Genomic DNA, 17,538 nt, shown 5'->3' with positions numbered 1-17,538 from the left:
GGGTTGCCTCATCAAGGTACGACTGGCAGGCAAAGACCCATCATAACTAAGTTTTGGAGACCCGGGGCCAACCCGGGCCCGCTAAAAGGCTCAGGGAAGGAAGGAAATCCCCATGTGGTTTTATCTCGCACTCGCCGCAGGCGTTGTGTCGGTTCTATACGGATACCTACAGATCAGCTCGATCATGAAGGCTCCGTCGGGCGACCAGCGTATGCGTGAAATCGCACTGGCCATCCAGGAAGGCGCAAACGCCTACCTGAAGCGCCAGTATCGCACGATCGGTATCGTCGGCATTGTTGTCGCCATCATCCTGCTCGTCCTGCTCGGCTGGATGTCTGCACTCGGATTTGTTCTGGGGGCCGTCCTGTCGGGAGCAGCCGGCTTTATCGGCATGCTCGTGTCGGTACGCGCCAACGTACGCACGACGGAAGCCTCCAAGAGCGGCCTCGGCGCCGGTCTCGCGCTGGCGTTCAAGTCAGGTGCCATCACCGGCATGCTGGTCGTCGGCCTCGCCCTGATGGGTATTGTCCTCTATTACGGCCTTCTGACCGGGCCGCTCGATCTCGACCTTTCGGTTCGCGACGAGAAGCGCCACGTCATTGACGCGCTCGTGTCGCTCGGCTTCGGCGCATCGCTGATCTCGATCTTCGCCCGTCTCGGTGGCGGTATCTTCACCAAGGGTGCGGATGTCGGCGGCGACATGGTGGGCAAGGTGGAAGCCGGCATCCCCGAGGATGATCCGCGCAACGCTGCGACCATTGCTGACAATGTGGGCGACAATGTCGGCGATTGCGCCGGCATGGCGGCCGACCTGTTTGAAACCTATGCTGTGACGCTGGTTGCGACCATGGTTCTGGGCGGGATCTACTTCTCCGGATCGGCTGACATTTCGGCCGTGATGATGCTGCCGCTGGCGATTGCCGCTGTGTGTATCGTCACCTCGATTATCGGCACGTTCTTTGTGCGCCTGGGCAAGGGGTCTACAGATGTTATGTGGGCGCTCTACAAGGGCCTGATCGTCACGGGTGTCCTGTCGGTAGGTGGCCTGGCCATCGCAATCAACAGCGTGTTGCCGAACGGATTTGGTGTCCTGAATGAAGCTGCGCAGCGGCTCGGCATGGCCGGGGATATTACGGGCTTCGACCTGTTCCTCTGCGGCGTGACCGGCCTCGTTGTGACCGGCCTGATTGTGTACATCACCGCCTATTACACGGAGACGAAGTTCCGTCCTGTCCGCTCGATCGCGAAGGCGTCGGAGTCCGGTCATGGCACGAACGTGATCCAGGGTCTGGCTGTCTCGCTCGAATCGACGGCGCTGCCATCGATCACGATCATGGCGGGCATCCTGCTGACGTTCAACCTGGCAGGCCTGTACGGCATCGCCATTGCCACGACGACCATGCTGGCACTCGCTGGCATTATCGTCGCGCTTGATGCGTTCGGTCCGGTGACGGACAACGCGGGCGGTATTGCCGAGATGGCTGAACTGCCTTCGGAAGTGCGCCAGACCACCGACGCGCTGGATGCTGTTGGCAACACGACCAAGGCTGTCACCAAGGGCTATGCCATCGGATCGGCGGGCCTCGGCGCGCTTGTTCTGTTTGCGGCCTATTCGGAAGACCTGAAATACTTCATCTCCCAGGCAGACCCCGGCACATTCTTCCACAATGTCGTGGTCGATTTCTCGATCTCCAGTCCGTACGTGGTGGTCGGCCTGCTGTTCGGCGGCCTTCTGCCCTTCCTGTTCGGCGGCATGTCGATGATGGCGGTCGGGCGTGCAGCCCAGTCCGTGGTCGAGGAAGTGCGTCGCCAATTCCGCGAAATGCCGGGCATCATGAAAGGCGAAGTGAAGCCTGACTATGGCCGCGCCGTGGATATCCTGACGCAAGCTGCGATCAAGGAAATGATCGTGCCGTCCTTGCTGCCGGTACTGTCACCGATCGTGTTGTTCGGTGTGATCTTCGTGATCGCCGGAAGCGGCGCAGCCCTGTCGGCTGTCGGTGCCATGTTGCTGGGCGTGATCGTCACGGGCCTGTTCGTGGCCATCTCGATGACCTCGGGCGGCGGCGCCTGGGACAATGCCAAGAAGTATATCGAAGACGGCAACCATGGCGGCAAGGGGTCTGAAGCCCACAAGGCTGCCGTGACCGGCGACACGGTTGGCGATCCGTACAAGGATACGGCCGGACCGGCCGTCAACCCGATGATCAAGATCACGAACATCGTGGCCTTGTTGCTTCTCGCGGTTCTCGCCGCTCACTAGGCGGATACATACCGACCATAAAAAAGGCCCCGGTGCGAAAGCGCCGGGGCCTTTTCTCTGAGGGCTCAGGTTCCGATCAGGCGAGATCGAAGCGATCTGCGTTCATCACCTTGGTCCAAGCGGCAACAAAGTCTTTTACGAACTTTTCCTTGTTGTCGTCCTGGGCGTATACTTCGGCATAGGCCCGGAGGATCGAGTTCGATCCGAATACCAGGTCCACGCGCGTTGCCGTGAACTTCGTTGCACCGCTCTTGCGGTCCACAATGTCGTAGGCATTCGAACCCTTCGGTTCCCACTTAAAGGCCATGTCGGTCAGGTTGACGAAGAAGTCGTTCGTCAGGGCGCCCACCTTGTCCGTGAACACACCATGCTTCGTGCCGCCATGATTGGTGCCGATAACGCGCATGCCGCCGATCAGGACAGTCATTTCCGGACCTGTGAGGCCCATGAGTTGGGCGCGGTCGAGCAGCAGCTCTTCCGGGCTTACCACATAGTCCTTCTTCACCCAGTTGCGGAAGCCATCGGCCAGCGGTTCCAGGACAGAAAAGGAATCTGCGTCTGTCATCGCCTGAGTGGCATCGCCGCGGCCCGGAGAGAACGGCACCTTGACGGTAACGCCGGCAGCCTTGGCAGCCTTTTCGACGCCGACATTGCCTGCAAGGACAATGACGTCAGCCACGCTGGCGCCGGTTTCGGCAGCGATGCCTTCCAGCACCTTCAATACCTTGGCGAGCCGTGCGGGCTCGTTGCCTTCCCAGTCTTTCTGGGGAGCAAGGCGGATGCGGGCACCATTGGCGCCGCCGCGCATGTCGGAGCCACGATAGGTGCGGGCACTGTCCCATGCAGTCGATACCATGTCGGTGACGGAGAGGCCGCTGGCGGCGATCTTCGCCTTTACGGCATCGACGTCGTACTTGGTGTTGCCGGCTGGAACCGGGTCCTGCCAGATCAGGTCTTCGGCTGGCACGTCCGGACCGACCCAGCGTGGCTTCGGACCCATGTCGCGGTGAGTGAGCTTGAACCAGGCGCGGGCGAAGGTCTTGGAGAAATAATCCGGGTCCGCCATGAATTTCTGGCAGATCTTGTTGTAGATCGGATCAACCTTCATCGCCATGTCGGCATCTGTCATCATCGGCATGCGGCGCACAGACGGATCGGAAGCGTCGACCGGCATGTGTTCTTCCTTGATGCCGACGGGACGCCACTGGTTCGCTCCAGCAGGCGACTTGGTCTTCTCCCACTCATATCCGAACAGAAGGTCGAAATAGCCCATGTCCCATTTGATTGGATTGGTGGTCCAAGCGCCTTCGACGCCGGACGTTACGGCGAGATCTGCCTTGCCCTTCATGTTCGGGTTCAGCCAGCCGAAGCCCTGGGCTTCAATCGCCGCGCCTTCCGGTGCCGGGCCAAGGGCGCCGGCATCGCCGTTGCCATGTGCCTTGCCGACCGTGTGGCCGCCGCAGGTGAGCGCGGCAGTTTCCTCGTCATCCATTGCCATGCGGGCAAAGGTTTCGCGGACTTCAAGTGCGGTCTTCGCCGGATCGAGCGTGCCCTGGACACCCTCAGGATTGACGTAGATGAGGCCCATCTGCACAGCCGCAAGCGGATTCTCCAGAGAGTCCGGCTTGGCGTTGTCGTCATAGCGGTCGCGGCCCAGCCATTCCTTTTCGGCGCCCCAATAGGTGTCGATTTCGGGATGCCAGATGTCCGGGCGGCCAAAGGCGAAGCCGTAGGTTTTCAGGCCCATGGATTCATACGCAATCGTGCCCGACAGGACGATCAGGTCGGCCCAGGAAATCTTGTTGCCGTATTTCTTTTTGATCGGCCACAGCAGGCGGCGGGCCTTGTCGAGGTTGCCATTGTCCGGCCAGGAATTGAGCGGAGCGAAGCGGATATTGCCCGCACCGCCACCGCCGCGACCGTCGGCCAGACGGTAGGAACCTGCCGAGTGCCAGGCAAGGCGGATCATCAGGCCGCCATAATGGCCATAGTCGGCCGGCCACCATTCCTGATTTTCCGTCATCAGGGCGGTCAGGTCTTTCTTCAGCGCCGCGAAGTCGAGCGCCTTGACTTGCTTGCCATAGTCAAAGTCCTCGCCGAGCGGGTTCGTCTTGGTGTCGTGCTGGTGCAGGATGTCGAGGTTCAGCGCATTCGGCCACCAATCCATCACCGTGCGGCCCACAGCCGTCATCCCGCCATGCATCACCGGACACTTGCCGGCGCCTGGCTTGTCATTTCCATCCATATTGCTCTCCCATTACTGAAATTGTTCGGCACTTTCGCCTAATTAGGGAAGATACCGTTCCCGAATTTATTGATCCAATCGATTCTCTGACGCTGAGCTATAGAGCATCTCTATGCGAGGGGTTTGACGTATCGCAATCGCGAACAAATAAGCCCCGGAACCGAGATTCCAGGGCTTGTCTGTGTCCGGAGGCGGATCGCGCTACTGGCGGCGACCGGTCGGGTTGCCGGGTGTCGCTTCGTCCGAGTTCGGGAGACGAACGCCGCCGACAGTACCGAATATCTGTTCCCACAGGCCCAGTTCGCGACCACGGGTGGGCGTTTCGCGGGCCGCGTAATTGATGACTTCGCCGTCCTGGGCATTGTATTCGAGGACTTCGTCGACCTTGTCGTCCTCGCCGAAGCGGATCGCCGTGATCGAGCGCTTGGTGATTTTCGGCTTCAGGAAGGCAACGCGTTCCTGAACATCGGAAATGTACATCCACGTCTTGTCGTCAAATACGCTTTCCGTCGAGGGGCTGCCGAGCTGGGCGAGGACCGAGGACCTGGTGTCTTCGTCCGGCTTCATGTCGCGCGGCTGGGCGTCGTCCGAGACGTAGCCGTGAAAATCCCGCGCCGGCGTGAGACACGCGGTAAGCGGCAGGGTGAGAAGGCCAATGGCCAAAATCGCACGTCGCGACATGGAGAAACTCCTGATAAGGCTTGGCGAAAGACCTAGCGGCTGCAGACCCCCCTTGGCAACACAGGAGTACATGGGTGACGGGAATTTCAATCGGCTGGCTGGCGCGGCGGCGCGCCCGCAAGGCTGCCGCCGTACGGGCCTATGACGGGCTGATGAAAGCGGCGCTGGCGCCGGATTTCTACCTGACGGGCGACGTTGCCGACACGTTTGACGGGCGGGCGCAGATGGTCACGGTCCATGCAGCGCTGGCGATCCGGCGGATGAACGCCATGCCGGGCGCTGAACCCGCGAAAATCGCTGCGGCGTTGAACGCGCGCGTGCTGGACGGGTTTGATGCGGCCTTTCGCGAGCAGGGCGTCGGCGATTCCTCGATCGCGCGGAAAGTGCGGAAACTGGCCGAGGCGCATTACGGTCTGGGGACCGCCTTGTCCGGGGCGCTGGGCAGTGAAGGCGGAGAATCAGCCGTGATCGACGTGCTGGAGCGCAATGGCGTGACGCCAAAAGGCCGTGCGGGCGCGTTGGCGGCTTATTTGTGTGCGCTGGCGATGCGCCTGGAACAGCAGGCGGATGCGGAAATCCTGACGGGCGCGTTCGATTGGGGGCAGGCTCCGAAAGTGCCCTAGCAGGCACAGGCGCGGCGTTGCCAACCCCCGTGACGCGCCGTAAACACCGCCCAACAGGAATCATTGCGTTTCCGACTGATTTGGAAGGCCCGAATGGCTGAAGGCACAATTCTTTCGATTGATGCCATGGGCGGCGATGCTGCGCCCGGTGTCGTGATCGACGGCTTGGCGGTCCTGCTGGCCGAACGCCCGGATATCGCGGTCTTGCTGCACGGCGACGAAACCGTGCTGGCGCCCCTGGTGGCGGCCTATCCGGTCCTGTCGGGCCGGTGCCAGCTGGTTCATTCCGACAGCGTCATCACGAGCGACATGAAACCGAGCCAGGCGCTGCGCCGGGGCAAGGGATCGTCGATGTGGAACGCCGTCGAGGCGGTCAAGAATGGCGAGGCGGCCGCAGCCGTGTCGGCGGGCAATACTGGCGCGCTGATGGCCATTTCGATGCTGGTCCTGCGCAAGATGGACGGTGTGCACCGCCCGGCAATGACGGCGCTGTGGCCAACCATGCGCGGCCGTACCGTGGTGCTGGACGTTGGCGCGAATCTCGAAGCCGATGCGGCCCAGCTCGTCAGCTTTGCCATCATGGGCGAGGCCTATGCGCGCGCGGCCCTGGGCATCGAAAAGCCGTCGATCGGCATTCTCAATATCGGCTCGGAAGAGATGAAGGGCCATGACGAGGTCCGCGAGGCGCACGAATGGCTGCGCGAAGCCAAGCTCGACATGGATTATCGCGGCTTCGTCGAGGGCAATGATATCTCGCAGGGCGCCGTCGACGTCGTGGTGACGGACGGGTTTACCGGCAATGTGGCGCTGAAGGCGGGTGAAGGCGTGGCGCGGATGCTGGGCAGCCGGATGCGCGAAGCGTTCACGGCGAACCTCCTGACCAAGCTGGGCGCGGTGTTCGCGTCTGGCGGGCTGAAGCGGCTGCGCGCCCAGATGGACCCGAGCAATGCCAATGGCGGCGTGCTGCTGGGCCTTGGCGGCGTATCCGTGAAGAGCCATGGCGGCACGGATGCGCGCGGATTTGCCCAGGCCTGCCAACTCGCGGCCGCGCTTGCGCGAAGCCACTATCAGGACGAGATACTCGCCAACCTGGCGCGCATCAGGGAAGGCGGGCTGGCAGTCGAATAGGGCAGCCGGCACGGAAAGGATTTCAATGACACGTCGCAGTTTCATTCGCGGTACAGGCAGCTACCTTCCCGAAAAGGTGCTCACCAATGACGACCTGTCGGCGATGCTGGACACGTCGGACGAGTGGATTCGCGAGCGCACGGGAATCAAGCGGCGTCATGTGGCCGCCGATGGCGAGCTGACGTCGGACATTGCAACGGCGGCGGCGCGCAACGCGCTGGATGCCGCCGGGATCAAGGCCGAGGACATCGACCTCATCGTGCTGGCCACGACGACGCCCGACCGGACCTTCCCGGCAACGGCGACAGCGGTGCAGGCCAAGCTCGGCACCGGTCCGGGCGCCGCATTCGACGTCCAGGCCGTCTGTTCCGGCTTCCTGTTCGGGCTGGCCACGGCTGACAGCATGCTGAAGCAGGGCCTGTTCAATCGCGCGCTGGTGATTGGCGCGGAAACTTTCACGCGCATTCTCGACTGGTCGGACCGGGGCACCGCCGTGCTGTTCGGCGATGGCGGCGGCGCGGTTGTGATTGAAGCAGAGGAATGGACCGGCGCGGCCGATGCCGGGATCATCACGCACCATATCCGCACCGACGGAACGAAGTCGGACCTGCTCTATGTCGACGGCGGCGTCAGCTCGACCGGCACGATTGGCCATGTCCGGATGGAGGGCAATCGCGTGTTCAAGCATGCGGTGACGAATATCTCGTCGGCCATCCAGGCCGTGCTCGACGAGACCGGCCTGACGGCGGATGATATTGACTGGTTCGTGCCGCACCAGGCCAACAAGCGCATCCTCGATGGCGTGGCGAAGAAGATGGGCATTGCCGAAGACAAGGTCGTGATCACGGTCGACGAGCATGCCAACACGTCAGCGGCCTCGATTCCTTTGGCGCTGAACCATGCAGTGCGCACGGGGCGGGCCAAGCCGGGCGACCTGATCCTGTCAGAAGCGATGGGCGGCGGCTTTTCCTGGGGCGCCAGCCTGTTCCGGCTTTAAGCGACAGGCATCATTTTGATCCACATTTTTTGGACCGAATCAGACAAATCGAACCATCTCAACGAATTAAGCTGACGGTTTCGCTAGGAATCCGTTAAGTTTCGTTCGCTATCCATTAACGAAAGGCGAGAGAACCTCATGAGCAACCAGACCCTGACCCGTGCCGAAGTGACCGATGCGATCGTCCGTGAAGTGGGCGTGACGCGTCAGGAATCCTCTGACTTGCTTGACCGTACACTCGACATGATCGGCTCGGCGCTGGAGCATGAAGACGAAGTGAAGCTCTCCCGCTTTGGCAATTTCGTGGTGCGGTCGAAAGCCGCCCGCGAAGGCCGCAACCCCAAGACCGGCGAAGAAGCCATCATCGCGCCGCGGCGCGTGGTGACGTTCCGCCCATCCCCCATGCTCAAGGCCCGCGTCGACAAGGGCTGACACACTAGAAGGATAGCGACATGACTGCCATCAGGAACCGCGTCGAGAAATCAGCAAAAGCCTTTCGGTCGATTGGTGAGGCGGCCGCAGAACTTGGTCTGGAAACGCATGTCCTTCGCTATTGGGAAACGAAATTTCCGCGCGACGTGAAACCGGTGAAGCGCGCCGATGGCCGCCGCCTGTTCCGTCCTCAGGACCTCGACGCCTTGCGGGCGATCCAAATTCTCGTGCATGAGCGCGGCCTGACGCTGAAAGGCGCGAAATCCCTGCTGGCAGAGCAGGGGCTCGAGGCCGTGTTGTCGGGTGCAGCAACCCTCGGCAGTGGCACGGTCGGCAGCCCGGCGCGCGAGCTGCAGCAGACGGTCGCCAAGGCGTTCGACGCAGAGATTTCGTCAGAAACGGCCCCTGAGCGCCAGGAACGCCTCGAAGGCGCGCTGGTGGGCCTGACCGACCTCAAGGCCCGTCTCGACGCCATGCGCGACAAGCGGGCTGCCTAAACCCATATAAGCGATTGCGGAAGGCCGGTGGCTTGGTTACAAGCCGCCAGAGTCGGAGCGTGGCGCAGCCCGGTAGCGCACTCGCCTGGGGGGCGAGGGGTCGTAGGTTCGAATCCTATCGCTCCGACCATTTCCACACGGTGCGCAGCAGGCGCAGACATCGATCGAGGATCGATTTCAGTGAGGAAATGCCCGAAGCGCCAGCGAGGGCTGCCCCAGTTGGTTCCGTATCGGCCCTTTGGGCCTCACATGAACCGGGCTCAGGGCTTTCCTGGATCGCGTCGCCTCAGCTTACCCCGCCGCTTCAATTTTCTCCTGATAGCGCGTCGCGACTTCAACGATGAAGACTGTGGCGGCATGGGAGACGATGCCGACTGTCCACCACATCAATGGCACTTTCATCGCGAATGTCTCGCCGCCTATGCTGATGCTGATGCCGATGAATACGAAAACCCCGATGACATAGCTGGCAAAGTGAATCCAGAAAGACAGTCGCACGGCTGCTCGCGACTTTACGGCCTGGCGCGCAGCCACCCTGGCCGCTTCAGCCTCCTGATCGACTGACAGGGCGATGACATCGACATTATACGCCGCCGCCAGTGCCTTGAGCGACTCCTGCGAGGCCGGTTCGCCGTTTTCGATGCGCTGGATGGTTCGAAGGCCAATACCCGCGAGGTCGGCGACGTGTTCCTGCGACCAGTGACGCTCTTCGCGCCAGCGTTTGATCTTGGCGGCATCTGCTTTGAAGGACATGATTTTCTCCTGGGGTGTTCATTATCAGATGAACCCAAAAGACCGCAAATGGCGGCCACCCTCCACGCCAGCGGTACGTCACGCCCCCGCCACGGGCCCGCCACCTTGCCGCCAGTGCAGCCAATTCACGACAATTTCAGTCGATCGGAGCCTGGTCCCCGGAAAGGTCCAGCGCGTCCGTCTTGCGGACAGCGGCTAGGGCTTGCTCGGCAGTTTTCGCATCGGCCCGTCGGGCCTCACATGAACCGGGCTCAGGGCTTTCCAGTATCTGTTATTGGTCAGGAGCGGACATCGAAAAACCCGGAGACAAAAGTCTCCCGGACCGGTTTCTCAGATGACAGGCTTTGCGAACCGAATTATCGCTTCGCGCACACAGCATGGGGGCCGTCGATGATCAGATCAGCGCTTGTTTCAATTTGGGTCTTTTGCGCGACCGGCCTGCCGGCGCATGCCTGGCTCGCCACTTGGCAAACTCCGAGCGCAGATTATTGCGTGGGAAAGTTCAGCGAAGACTCATGCCTGCGCGGGGAGTCAACCTGGATTGTCTCTGGCGACAGCGCGATCGAGGTGCGTATTCGGGAAGTGGCGGGGCAGTCAAAACGCACGCTGCAAAAAGCGTTCGCGGCTCAGGGCGTGGATTGGGCCGAGTTCGACAAGCAGACCCGGCGATACGGTGGTTCTGATGCGGTCAACAAGGAAAGCTACCGGTTGCGGAACTACCGGCTTCGGGGGCTCTACAGCGCCGACGGCAAGACCGAACTGCTGGCCCCGGCCTATAAGGCGATTTTTCCCTTTTCCGACCAATTGGCCATGGTCAGCACGGTTGATGACAAATGGAAGATGATCACACTCGGACCGGACCCGAAATTGCGCGATGTTCCGTTCGACTGGAGCACGTTCAATTCCCGCTATGGAAACGCTCAGAACCGGCCAAGGGTGATCATTTTTTCCGGGCTTGAATCCGGACAAAGAATGGCAAAGCACTTGATGGCCCCCGACGGAACCATCGCCATCACGATTGATAATGGCCGCATTCCCGAAACGCGCAAGAACCAGTCGGGGGCGGAAACCAGCCTTGACTATTTTGCCTTTGGTGATGGCCTGATCGGGTTCCCGATCGTCACAGACGATGGCGTCGAGGCGTCCGTTTTTGTCGATGCCAAGAGTGGCGTGATTGACCGGATCGATGATCCGCTCACCTTCCTGAAAGTTCATAACGGGCTGGATTTCAAAGACCGTTGCGGGCTTGGCGGAACGCGCCGCGACTTCCCCAATGTCGACTATTTCTGGACCGCCATGATCAAGGTTGGAGAGGTTCCTTCCGATACCGGCTTTGAAGACCGCAACATCTACATGCCCCTCGCGGGCAACAGCCGGCCGGTGAGCCAGAACTCCGATCGGCCCTTTGTCGGCATGGCTGCCATAATCAATGAAGACGAAGGCCTGTTCCCGAAAGTGAACGACTGGGCCTTTGTGTATGCCGACAAAGGACAGTTCACTTACAAAATTATCAGTTCGGGTGGGCGGCGCCTCGTCGCCGATGGCAGGTATGCGCAATTGCCGGAAAACCTAGTCGGCCTCGCCCCGGAGCTCGATTTTGCGGGGGCGGTCTGGGAAGGTCGCGCCGACAAGACCATCATCGATTCCGTAGTTGGAGAACGAACGCCCTACTGGCCGGGCCGGTTCACCGCCATACGGCTGCTTGAAGGGGCGGACGCCGATGCCGGCCTTTCGCCCTGGCTGGTCATTGACAATTGCGAAGGCGATTCGGCGCGCGACATTTTTATCCGCGAGGGGGCGCCGATGGCCGGCCTGACCGGTGAGGCCGCCCCACTCGCGCTGGTCAGCGCCGAGGCCGGAAAGCGCTATTTGGAAAAACAGGCCCGCATTCCGGACATCGCGAAAATGGAGCGTGATGCTGCCGCCCTCGCAGAACGCAAACTCCAAGCCTATATCGCGACGGCCCACGAACAGATGGCGAAAGGCGAGAATGTCCGCAGCGACCTGCTCTTCTATCTTGCCGCGCGGCGTGAAGGCGGCAGCCTGCTGTCCTATTACTGGCGCGACAATCGCTCGCTTCCGTATATGGAAGATGCCAGTGAAATCTGCGGACGGTTCGGCGGGTCGAGCCCGGAATGCACCCTCGTCTGGCCTTGGGCACAGGCCTATTACGACAAGGAACGCGCCGCGCGCGAGGCAGAGGCTGAGCGCTATGCTGCAACGCAGGCCGCCGAACGCGAACGTTTCGAGAGATCGATCACCAAGCCGACCTATGTGCCCACCGGGCCGCCGGAAATCCGCTATTGCTGGCGCGAGAACGGATTTTGGAATTGCTGACAGGGCAAATTGCGTCGCCGCGGCGATCCTGAGTTCCACGATAAAAGCGGGGAACCATTTTTCACGCGTATCGGCACGTCGATTCATATCAGGCGATACGATCGTAATTTCAGAACGCGTTTCGACCCCGGCTGGCCAAAAGTCGGCGACCCGGGAGCGCTTGCGCGCCGGGCCGCCGGAAAAGGCTCAGTCGTCCCCGGAAAGGTCCAGCTCGTCCGTCTTGCCGACGGCGGCGAGGGCAAAGGCGTATTCCACGGCGGTTTCCTTCAGGCCCTCGAAACGGCCCGAGGCGCCGCCATGGCCGGCTTCCATGTTGATGCGCAGGAAGTAGGGGCCGCCGTCGGGCGCGTCATGGCGCAGGCGGGCGGCCCATTTGCTGGGCTCCCAATAGGTCACGCGCGGGTCCGACAGGCCGCCGGTGATCAGCATGGCCGGATATGCCTGGTTGGTCACGTTGTCATACGGGCTGTAGGCGGCGATCGTGTCATAATCGGTTTGGCTGGTCAGCGGATTGCCCCATTCGGGCCATTCCGGCGGCGTCAGCGGCAGTGTGTCGTCCGACATCGTGTTGACGACATCGACAAAGGGCACGGCGGCGATGATGCCGGCGAAGAGTTCCGGGTCCATGTTGGCCGCAGCGCCCATCAGCAGGCCGCCTGCCGAGCCGCCATGGCCGACCAGCTTGCCCTTGGACGTGTAGCCCTGGTCGACCAGGTAGTGGCCGGCGGCGATATAGTCCTTGAACGTATTGGTCTTCTTCTCGAGCTTGCCGTCGAGATACCATTGATACCCCTTGGCCATGGAGCCGCGCGGATGGACGATGGCATAGACGAAGCCACGATCAACGAGGCTGAGGCGGCCGGTGCGGAAGTCGGCCGGGATGGTGATGCCGTAGGACCCGTAGCCATAGAGCAGCAGCGGCGCGGTGCCGTCGACCGGCGTGTCCTTGCGGCGCAGCAGCGTGACGGGCACCAGTTCGCCATCCCAAGACGGGGCCATGACGCGTTCGGAGACATAGTCATCCGGGTTATGCCCGGAGGGCACTTCGCGCGTCTTGCGCAGGGTGCGCTCATGCGTGGCCAGGTCATAGTCGATGACCTGGTCAGGCGTTGTCGGCGAGGCATAGTCGAAGCGCAGGATCGGCGTGTTGTAGTCGTAGCCGCTGTCGAGGCCGAGATCGTAAGCCGCCTCGTCGAAGCTGATCGCATGTTCGGCGCCATCGGCGCGAGCGCGCACGACGATACGCGGCAGGCCGTTCTCGCGCTCCATGCGAGCGAGATAGTCTTTCTGCGGCTGCATGCCGAGCAGGAGCGTGCCGGGGCGGTGGGGAATGACTTCTTCCCACTGGTCGCGGGAGGTCGCCTCCATCGGGGCCTTCATCAGCTTGAAGTCGACGGCGCCGTCCAGGTTGGTCGAGATGTAGAACTGGCCGTCCCAGTGGACCACGGAATATTCATTGTCGGTCTGGCGCGGGGCGACCGTGCGCAGTGTTGGGTCCAGCTCATTGGCGGGGAACCAGTGGATTTCCGATGTCGTGTGGCCGGACGCGTTGATGAAGATCACCTCTTCGCTAGCGCTCTTGTCGATGCCGACGAAGAAGCCCGGGTCTTTCTCCTCATAGAGGAGCGTGTCTTCGCCGGTCGCCAGGTTGCGCTGGTAGACGGCGTCGGGCCGGGCATTCTCGTCGCGGTGGACCCAGACGATGGCCTGGCCGTTCGCCGACCATTCGAAGCTGCCATAGGCATTGTCTATGACGGCAGCCGTTTCCGCGCCGGTTGCGATGTCCTTGACGTGGATCTGGTAGAACTCGCTGCCCTGCGTGTCAGTCGAGTAGGCGACCAGCTTGTGGTCGGGGCTGGTGTCGATGCCGCCGAAGGAAAAATAATCCTTGTCTTTGCCCATGGCGTCGCCGTCGAGCAGGATCGTCTCGGGCGCATCGGGATTGAAGGCGTCGGCGGCCGGGCGCCGGGCGATGATCGGGTATTCGCCGCCCTGACGGTAGCGCGTGTAATAGGCCCACGGGCCGTCAATCTCCGGGACGGTGCTGTCGTCTTCCTTGATGCGGCCGCGCATCTCGTTGAACAATTCGTCGCGCAGGGCGGTTGTCGGCTCTTCCAGCACGGCCTTGGTGTAGGCGTTCTCGGCTTCGAGATAGGTGCGGATGTCGGCGCGCAGCACGGTCGGGTCGCGCATCACCTCCTGCCAGTTGTCGTCCTTCAGCCACTGATAGGGGTCGTTGCGGGTGCGGCCGACCTGGGTCGTCTCATGGTCGATGCGAGGCGCGACCGGGGGCTGGAGCGAGGTGGCGGCGGCGGGCGTGGTCGTGGCTGCGTCGGAAAGTGTCTGGTCAGTCATGGTGCATCCGGTCAGAAGGGCAGCAGTCGCTGCGCTGGCGAGGAGAAAAGAAAGGCGCATGGGGCCAGCTCCTTTGGGTTTGAAGGCTTGAATACGGGCGGGAATGGATCAGGCTGTGTCCAGCCTCAGTCTGCGGGGCGGAATTCGAGGACGATGCCGTTGATGCACCAGCGCTCGCCGGTGGGCGGCGGGCCGTCCTTGAAGACGTGGCCCTGGTGCAGGCCGCACGTGGCGCAGTGGCATTCGGTGCGCGGGATGATCATCTTGAAATCGGTCTTGGTGGCAACGACACCTGGCGAGGCAGGCTGCCAATAGCTGGGCCAGCCCGTGCCGCTGTCGAACTTGTGCTCGGACGACCAGAGCGCCGTGCCGCACCCCTTGCAGTGATACAGGCCCGTGCGCTTCTCGTCATTGAAGTTGCCGGGCGTGAAGGCGCGTTCTGTGCCCTCTTTGACGCCAACGCGGAATTCTTCCGGGGTGAGGAGTTCACGCCATTCGCGGTCCGAGCGGTCAATCTTGGTCTGGGTCATCGGGAGGGCTCCATATCCTGGTTCCCTCCCAATATAGGCGCTCATCAGCCGTAAAGCACGGTGATCGATTCAGCGACGAGGGCCGGGCGCTCCTGGCCTTCGATTTCGACGGTGCTTTCCATGATCATCTGCTTGCCGCCGGACTTCTCGGTGACGGACTTGCAGTTCTGGCGCAGGCGGACCTTGGAGCCGACGGGAACCATGTTGGTGAAGCGGACCTTGTCGGAACCGTAGTTGATGCCGCGCGACACGCCGGAGACGTTCAGCACTTCAGAACCGAGCATGGGCAGGAGCGAGAGCGTGAGGAAGCCGTGCGCGATGGGGCCGCCCATGGCCTTGGTGGCGCGTTCGACATCGACGTGGATCCACTGGTGGTCGCCGGTGGCGTCGGCGAACTTGTTGACGCGGTCCTGGTCGATCTTGTGCCAGTCGGACACGCCGACTTCCTTGCCGGCAAGGGATTCCAGATCAGCGAAAGCGACTTTTTTCGGGTTGGCCATAGGGGAGTTCCTCCAGAGTTTTTGCTGGTCCCTGTTCTGGCGTGGGCAAGGCGCTCCCGCAAGGTTTCCCGAGCGTCAATTTGCTGGACCTGAGGATGATTCTCGCAAATACTGCCCCAATGGGCTGAATTGGGAGACGCTTCATGACAGATTCGAACCAGATATCGGTTGATCCGAACACCAAGGGCAACGCGAACCTGATCTACATTCTTTACCTTGTCGGCATCGTGATCGGCATCACGCCGATCATCGGTGTGATCATGGCCTATATGGGCAAAGGGCAGGGCAATGCCGTGCTCGACAGTCACTATAACAACCAGATCAATATTTTCTGGAAGGGTCTGTTGTACAGCGTGATCGGCATCGTCCTGACGGCCGTGCTGATTGGCGTGCTGGTCCTTCTGGCCGCACTCATCTGGTACATCGTCCGCTGCGTGAAGGGCATGCAGGCCCTGTCGGCCGGCCAGGCCATCGAGAATCCCGGCAGCTGGCTGTTCTAGGAGGCCAGACGGAACCCGAAAATCAAACAGCCGCTCCTTACGGGGCGGCTGTTGTCATTTCGGCGGTCCCGGATCAGACGATGCGGCTACCGGTCTTGCCCCAGTAGCGGTCGCGGACCAGGCGCTTGTAGAGCTTGCCGGTCGGGTGGCGAGGCAGCTCCGGATCGAAATCGACCGATTTCGGGCATTTGATCTTCGACAGGTTGGCCTGGCAGAAAGCCATCAGCTCGGCAGCCAGTTCGGGTGACGGGGCGACGCCAGGAGCGGGCTGGACAACGGCTTTCACCGCTTCGCCGAATTCCTCGTCCGGCACGCCAATCACTGCGCAGTCGGCGACCTTGGGATGGGTGATGAGGATATTCTCGCATTCCTGCGGATAGATGTTCACGCCGCCGGAAATGATCATGAACGCCTTGCGGTCGGTGAGATATAGGAAGCCGTCCTCGTCCAGCTTGCCGACATCGCCGAGGGATGACAGTTCAGGCCGTGTGGCATGGAGGGCGCCTTTGGTCTTCTCCGGGTCGTTATGGTAGGTCGGCGCGACCGTGCCGCTGAAATAGACCTGGCCTTCCTCGCCGACGGGCACTTCATTGCCCTGCTCGTCGCAGATATGGACCACGCCGTGCACCGGCTTGCCGACGGTGCCCTTGTGGGTCATCCATTCGGGGCTGCGCACCCAGGTCATGCCATTGCCTTCGGAGCCGGCATAATATTCATCGATGATGGGTCCCCACCATTCGATCATCTGCTGCTTGACCGGGATCGGGCAGGGGGCTGCGGCGTGGATGGCGAACTGCAGGCTGGAGACATCGTATTTCTCGCGCACTTCGGGCGGCAGTTTCAGCATCTTCACGAACATGGTCGGCACGAGCTGGGAATGCGTGACACGATACTTTTCGACGAGGCGGAGATAATTCTCCGGGTCGAATTTTTCCATGATCACCAGCGAGGCGCCGAGCCGTGTCATCGTCATGCTCCAGCGCAGGGGCGCGGCATGATAGAGGGGCGCGGGCGACAGGTAGATCGAGTCCTCGGTCACGCCGGCAAGGCTGCGGCAAATCTGGATCAGGACATTGTCGGCATCGATGGGCAGGCCCTTTTCCAGCGGCGGACGAATGCCCTTGGGCCGGCCTGTCGTGCCCGACGAATAGAGCATGTCGGTGCCGGCCATCTCGTCCGGAATCGGCGTGACAGGGAACTTGCTCCGCAGCGTTTCCAGCGGCGTGAATCCCGGGATGTCGCCGTCGATCGACCAATAGGCGTCGAGCTTGGTAACGGATTTCACATCCTGGGCGACCGCCGCCTTGTGAGCGTCGGCGATCAGCAGCTTCGAGCCGGAATCCTCGATGATGTACTGGACTTCCGGTGTCGTCAGGCGCGACGAGATGCACACGAAATAGAGCCCCGACCGCTGGGCGGCCCAGCAGACTTCAAAATACCGGGGCGAGTTTTCCGCGAAGAGGGCAATCGTGTCGCCGGGCTGGCAGCCGGCCTCGCGCAGGGCGTGCGCGATCTGGTTGGACCGCTCGTCGAGCTGGCGGAAGGTGACGACTTCGCCGCTGCCGGCCATTGTATAGGCAGGGTGATCAGGCCGGGTCTTGGCATGATGGAAGGGGTGCATTGTCGTCTCGCTCCATTGGGGGGCGGCGCCTCTCGCGGGGCCTGCCGGATTGTTTCTCCGAACTTATCCGACCTGC

General features: G+C 61.8%; 15 protein-coding genes and 1 tRNA gene. 9 read left to right on the top strand and 7 right to left on the bottom strand.

The genetic code is table 11. The features are described from left to right. The first annotated feature begins 112 nt into the window (after positions 1–112). Complete coding sequence (locus tag AC0L7I_RS14715; RefSeq protein WP_473397179.1) at positions 113–2,263, top strand: sodium-translocating pyrophosphatase; 2,151 nt, start codon at positions 113–115, stop codon at positions 2,261–2,263. 76 nt (positions 2,264–2,339) lie between these two features. On the opposite strand, the gene katG is transcribed toward AC0L7I_RS14715, so the two are convergent. After that, complete coding sequence (gene katG, locus AC0L7I_RS14710) at positions 2,340–4,508, bottom strand: catalase/peroxidase HPI (RefSeq protein ID WP_473397178.1); 2,169 nt, start codon at positions 4,506–4,508, stop codon at positions 2,340–2,342. Positions 4,509–4,709: 201 nt separating this feature from the next. Then, positions 4,710–5,189, bottom strand: coding sequence for an outer membrane protein assembly factor BamE (locus tag AC0L7I_RS14705; protein ID WP_473397177.1), 480 nt, complete (start codon positions 5,187–5,189; stop codon positions 4,710–4,712). A gap of 74 nt (positions 5,190–5,263) precedes the next feature. Here AC0L7I_RS14705 and AC0L7I_RS14700 point away from each other — a divergent pair, with 74 nt between their 5' ends. From AC0L7I_RS14700 to AC0L7I_RS14675, 6 genes are all read left to right on the top strand, one after another. Continuing rightward, complete coding sequence (locus AC0L7I_RS14700) at positions 5,264–5,812, top strand: ubiquinol-cytochrome C chaperone family protein (RefSeq protein WP_473397176.1); 549 nt, start codon at positions 5,264–5,266, stop codon at positions 5,810–5,812. Positions 5,813–5,905: 93 nt separating this feature from the next. Then, positions 5,906–6,940, top strand: a complete 1,035-nt coding sequence (gene plsX / locus AC0L7I_RS14695; RefSeq protein ID WP_473397175.1) for a phosphate acyltransferase PlsX — start codon at positions 5,906–5,908, stop codon at positions 6,938–6,940. Positions 6,941–6,965: 25 nt separating this feature from the next. Then, positions 6,966–7,937 carry a beta-ketoacyl-ACP synthase III gene (locus AC0L7I_RS14690; protein WP_473397174.1) on the top strand — a complete coding sequence of 324 codons (972 nt, stop codon included), beginning with the start codon at positions 6,966–6,968 and terminating at the stop codon, positions 7,935–7,937. 138 nt (positions 7,938–8,075) lie between these two features. Further along, on the top strand, positions 8,076–8,369 hold the full coding sequence (locus AC0L7I_RS14685; RefSeq protein ID WP_473397173.1) for an integration host factor subunit alpha: 294 nt from the start codon (positions 8,076–8,078) through the stop codon (positions 8,367–8,369). Positions 8,370–8,389: 20 nt separating this feature from the next. Beyond that, the gene (locus AC0L7I_RS14680) at positions 8,390–8,866 is read left to right on the top strand and encodes a MerR family transcriptional regulator (protein WP_473397172.1); all 477 of its coding nucleotides are present in this window, start codon (positions 8,390–8,392) and stop codon (positions 8,864–8,866) included. Between the two features lie 53 nt (positions 8,867–8,919). Then, a tRNA-Pro gene (locus AC0L7I_RS14675) sits at positions 8,920–8,996 on the top strand. A gap of 161 nt (positions 8,997–9,157) precedes the next feature. Here the strand turns inward: AC0L7I_RS14675 and AC0L7I_RS14670 are convergent. Next, the gene (locus tag AC0L7I_RS14670) at positions 9,158–9,619 is read right to left on the bottom strand and encodes a helix-turn-helix domain-containing protein (protein WP_473397171.1); all 462 of its coding nucleotides are present in this window, start codon (positions 9,617–9,619) and stop codon (positions 9,158–9,160) included. 390 nt (positions 9,620–10,009) lie between these two features. Here AC0L7I_RS14670 and AC0L7I_RS14665 point away from each other — a divergent pair, with 390 nt between their 5' ends. Then, on the top strand, positions 10,010–11,956 hold the full coding sequence (locus AC0L7I_RS14665; protein ID WP_473397170.1) for a hypothetical protein: 1,947 nt from the start codon (positions 10,010–10,012) through the stop codon (positions 11,954–11,956). A 186-nt stretch (positions 11,957–12,142) separates the two neighbouring features. On the opposite strand, the gene AC0L7I_RS14660 is transcribed toward AC0L7I_RS14665, so the two are convergent. The 3 genes from AC0L7I_RS14660 to AC0L7I_RS14650 form a co-directional block, all read right to left on the bottom strand. Beyond that, positions 12,143–14,371, bottom strand: a complete 2,229-nt coding sequence (locus AC0L7I_RS14660; protein WP_473397169.1) for a S9 family peptidase — start codon at positions 14,369–14,371, stop codon at positions 12,143–12,145. 65 nt (positions 14,372–14,436) lie between these two features. Continuing rightward, positions 14,437–14,841: a peptide-methionine (R)-S-oxide reductase MsrB gene (gene msrB / locus AC0L7I_RS14655; RefSeq protein WP_473397168.1), complete on the bottom strand. Its 405-nt coding sequence runs from the start codon at positions 14,839–14,841 to the stop codon at positions 14,437–14,439. A gap of 44 nt (positions 14,842–14,885) precedes the next feature. Next, positions 14,886–15,341: a MaoC family dehydratase gene (locus AC0L7I_RS14650; protein WP_473397167.1), complete on the bottom strand. Its 456-nt coding sequence runs from the start codon at positions 15,339–15,341 to the stop codon at positions 14,886–14,888. 143 nt (positions 15,342–15,484) lie between these two features. On the opposite strand from AC0L7I_RS14650, the gene AC0L7I_RS14645 reads away from it, so the two are divergent. Beyond that, positions 15,485–15,841 (top strand): DUF4870 family protein, encoded by a 357-nt coding sequence (locus AC0L7I_RS14645; protein ID WP_473397166.1) that lies wholly within the window; start codon positions 15,485–15,487, stop codon positions 15,839–15,841. A 73-nt stretch (positions 15,842–15,914) separates the two neighbouring features. On the opposite strand, the gene AC0L7I_RS14640 is transcribed toward AC0L7I_RS14645, so the two are convergent. Further along, entirely contained in the window at positions 15,915–17,462 is a 1,548-nt protein-coding gene (locus tag AC0L7I_RS14640; protein ID WP_473397165.1) for an acyl-CoA synthetase, read from the bottom strand. Between the last annotated feature and the right edge of the window lie 76 nt (positions 17,463–17,538).

The organism is Hyphomonas sp. J20-32 (assembly GCF_055808555.1).
The sequence above is the reverse complement of the archived record's forward strand: the minus strand, read 5'-3'. Positions and strand labels throughout refer to the sequence as shown.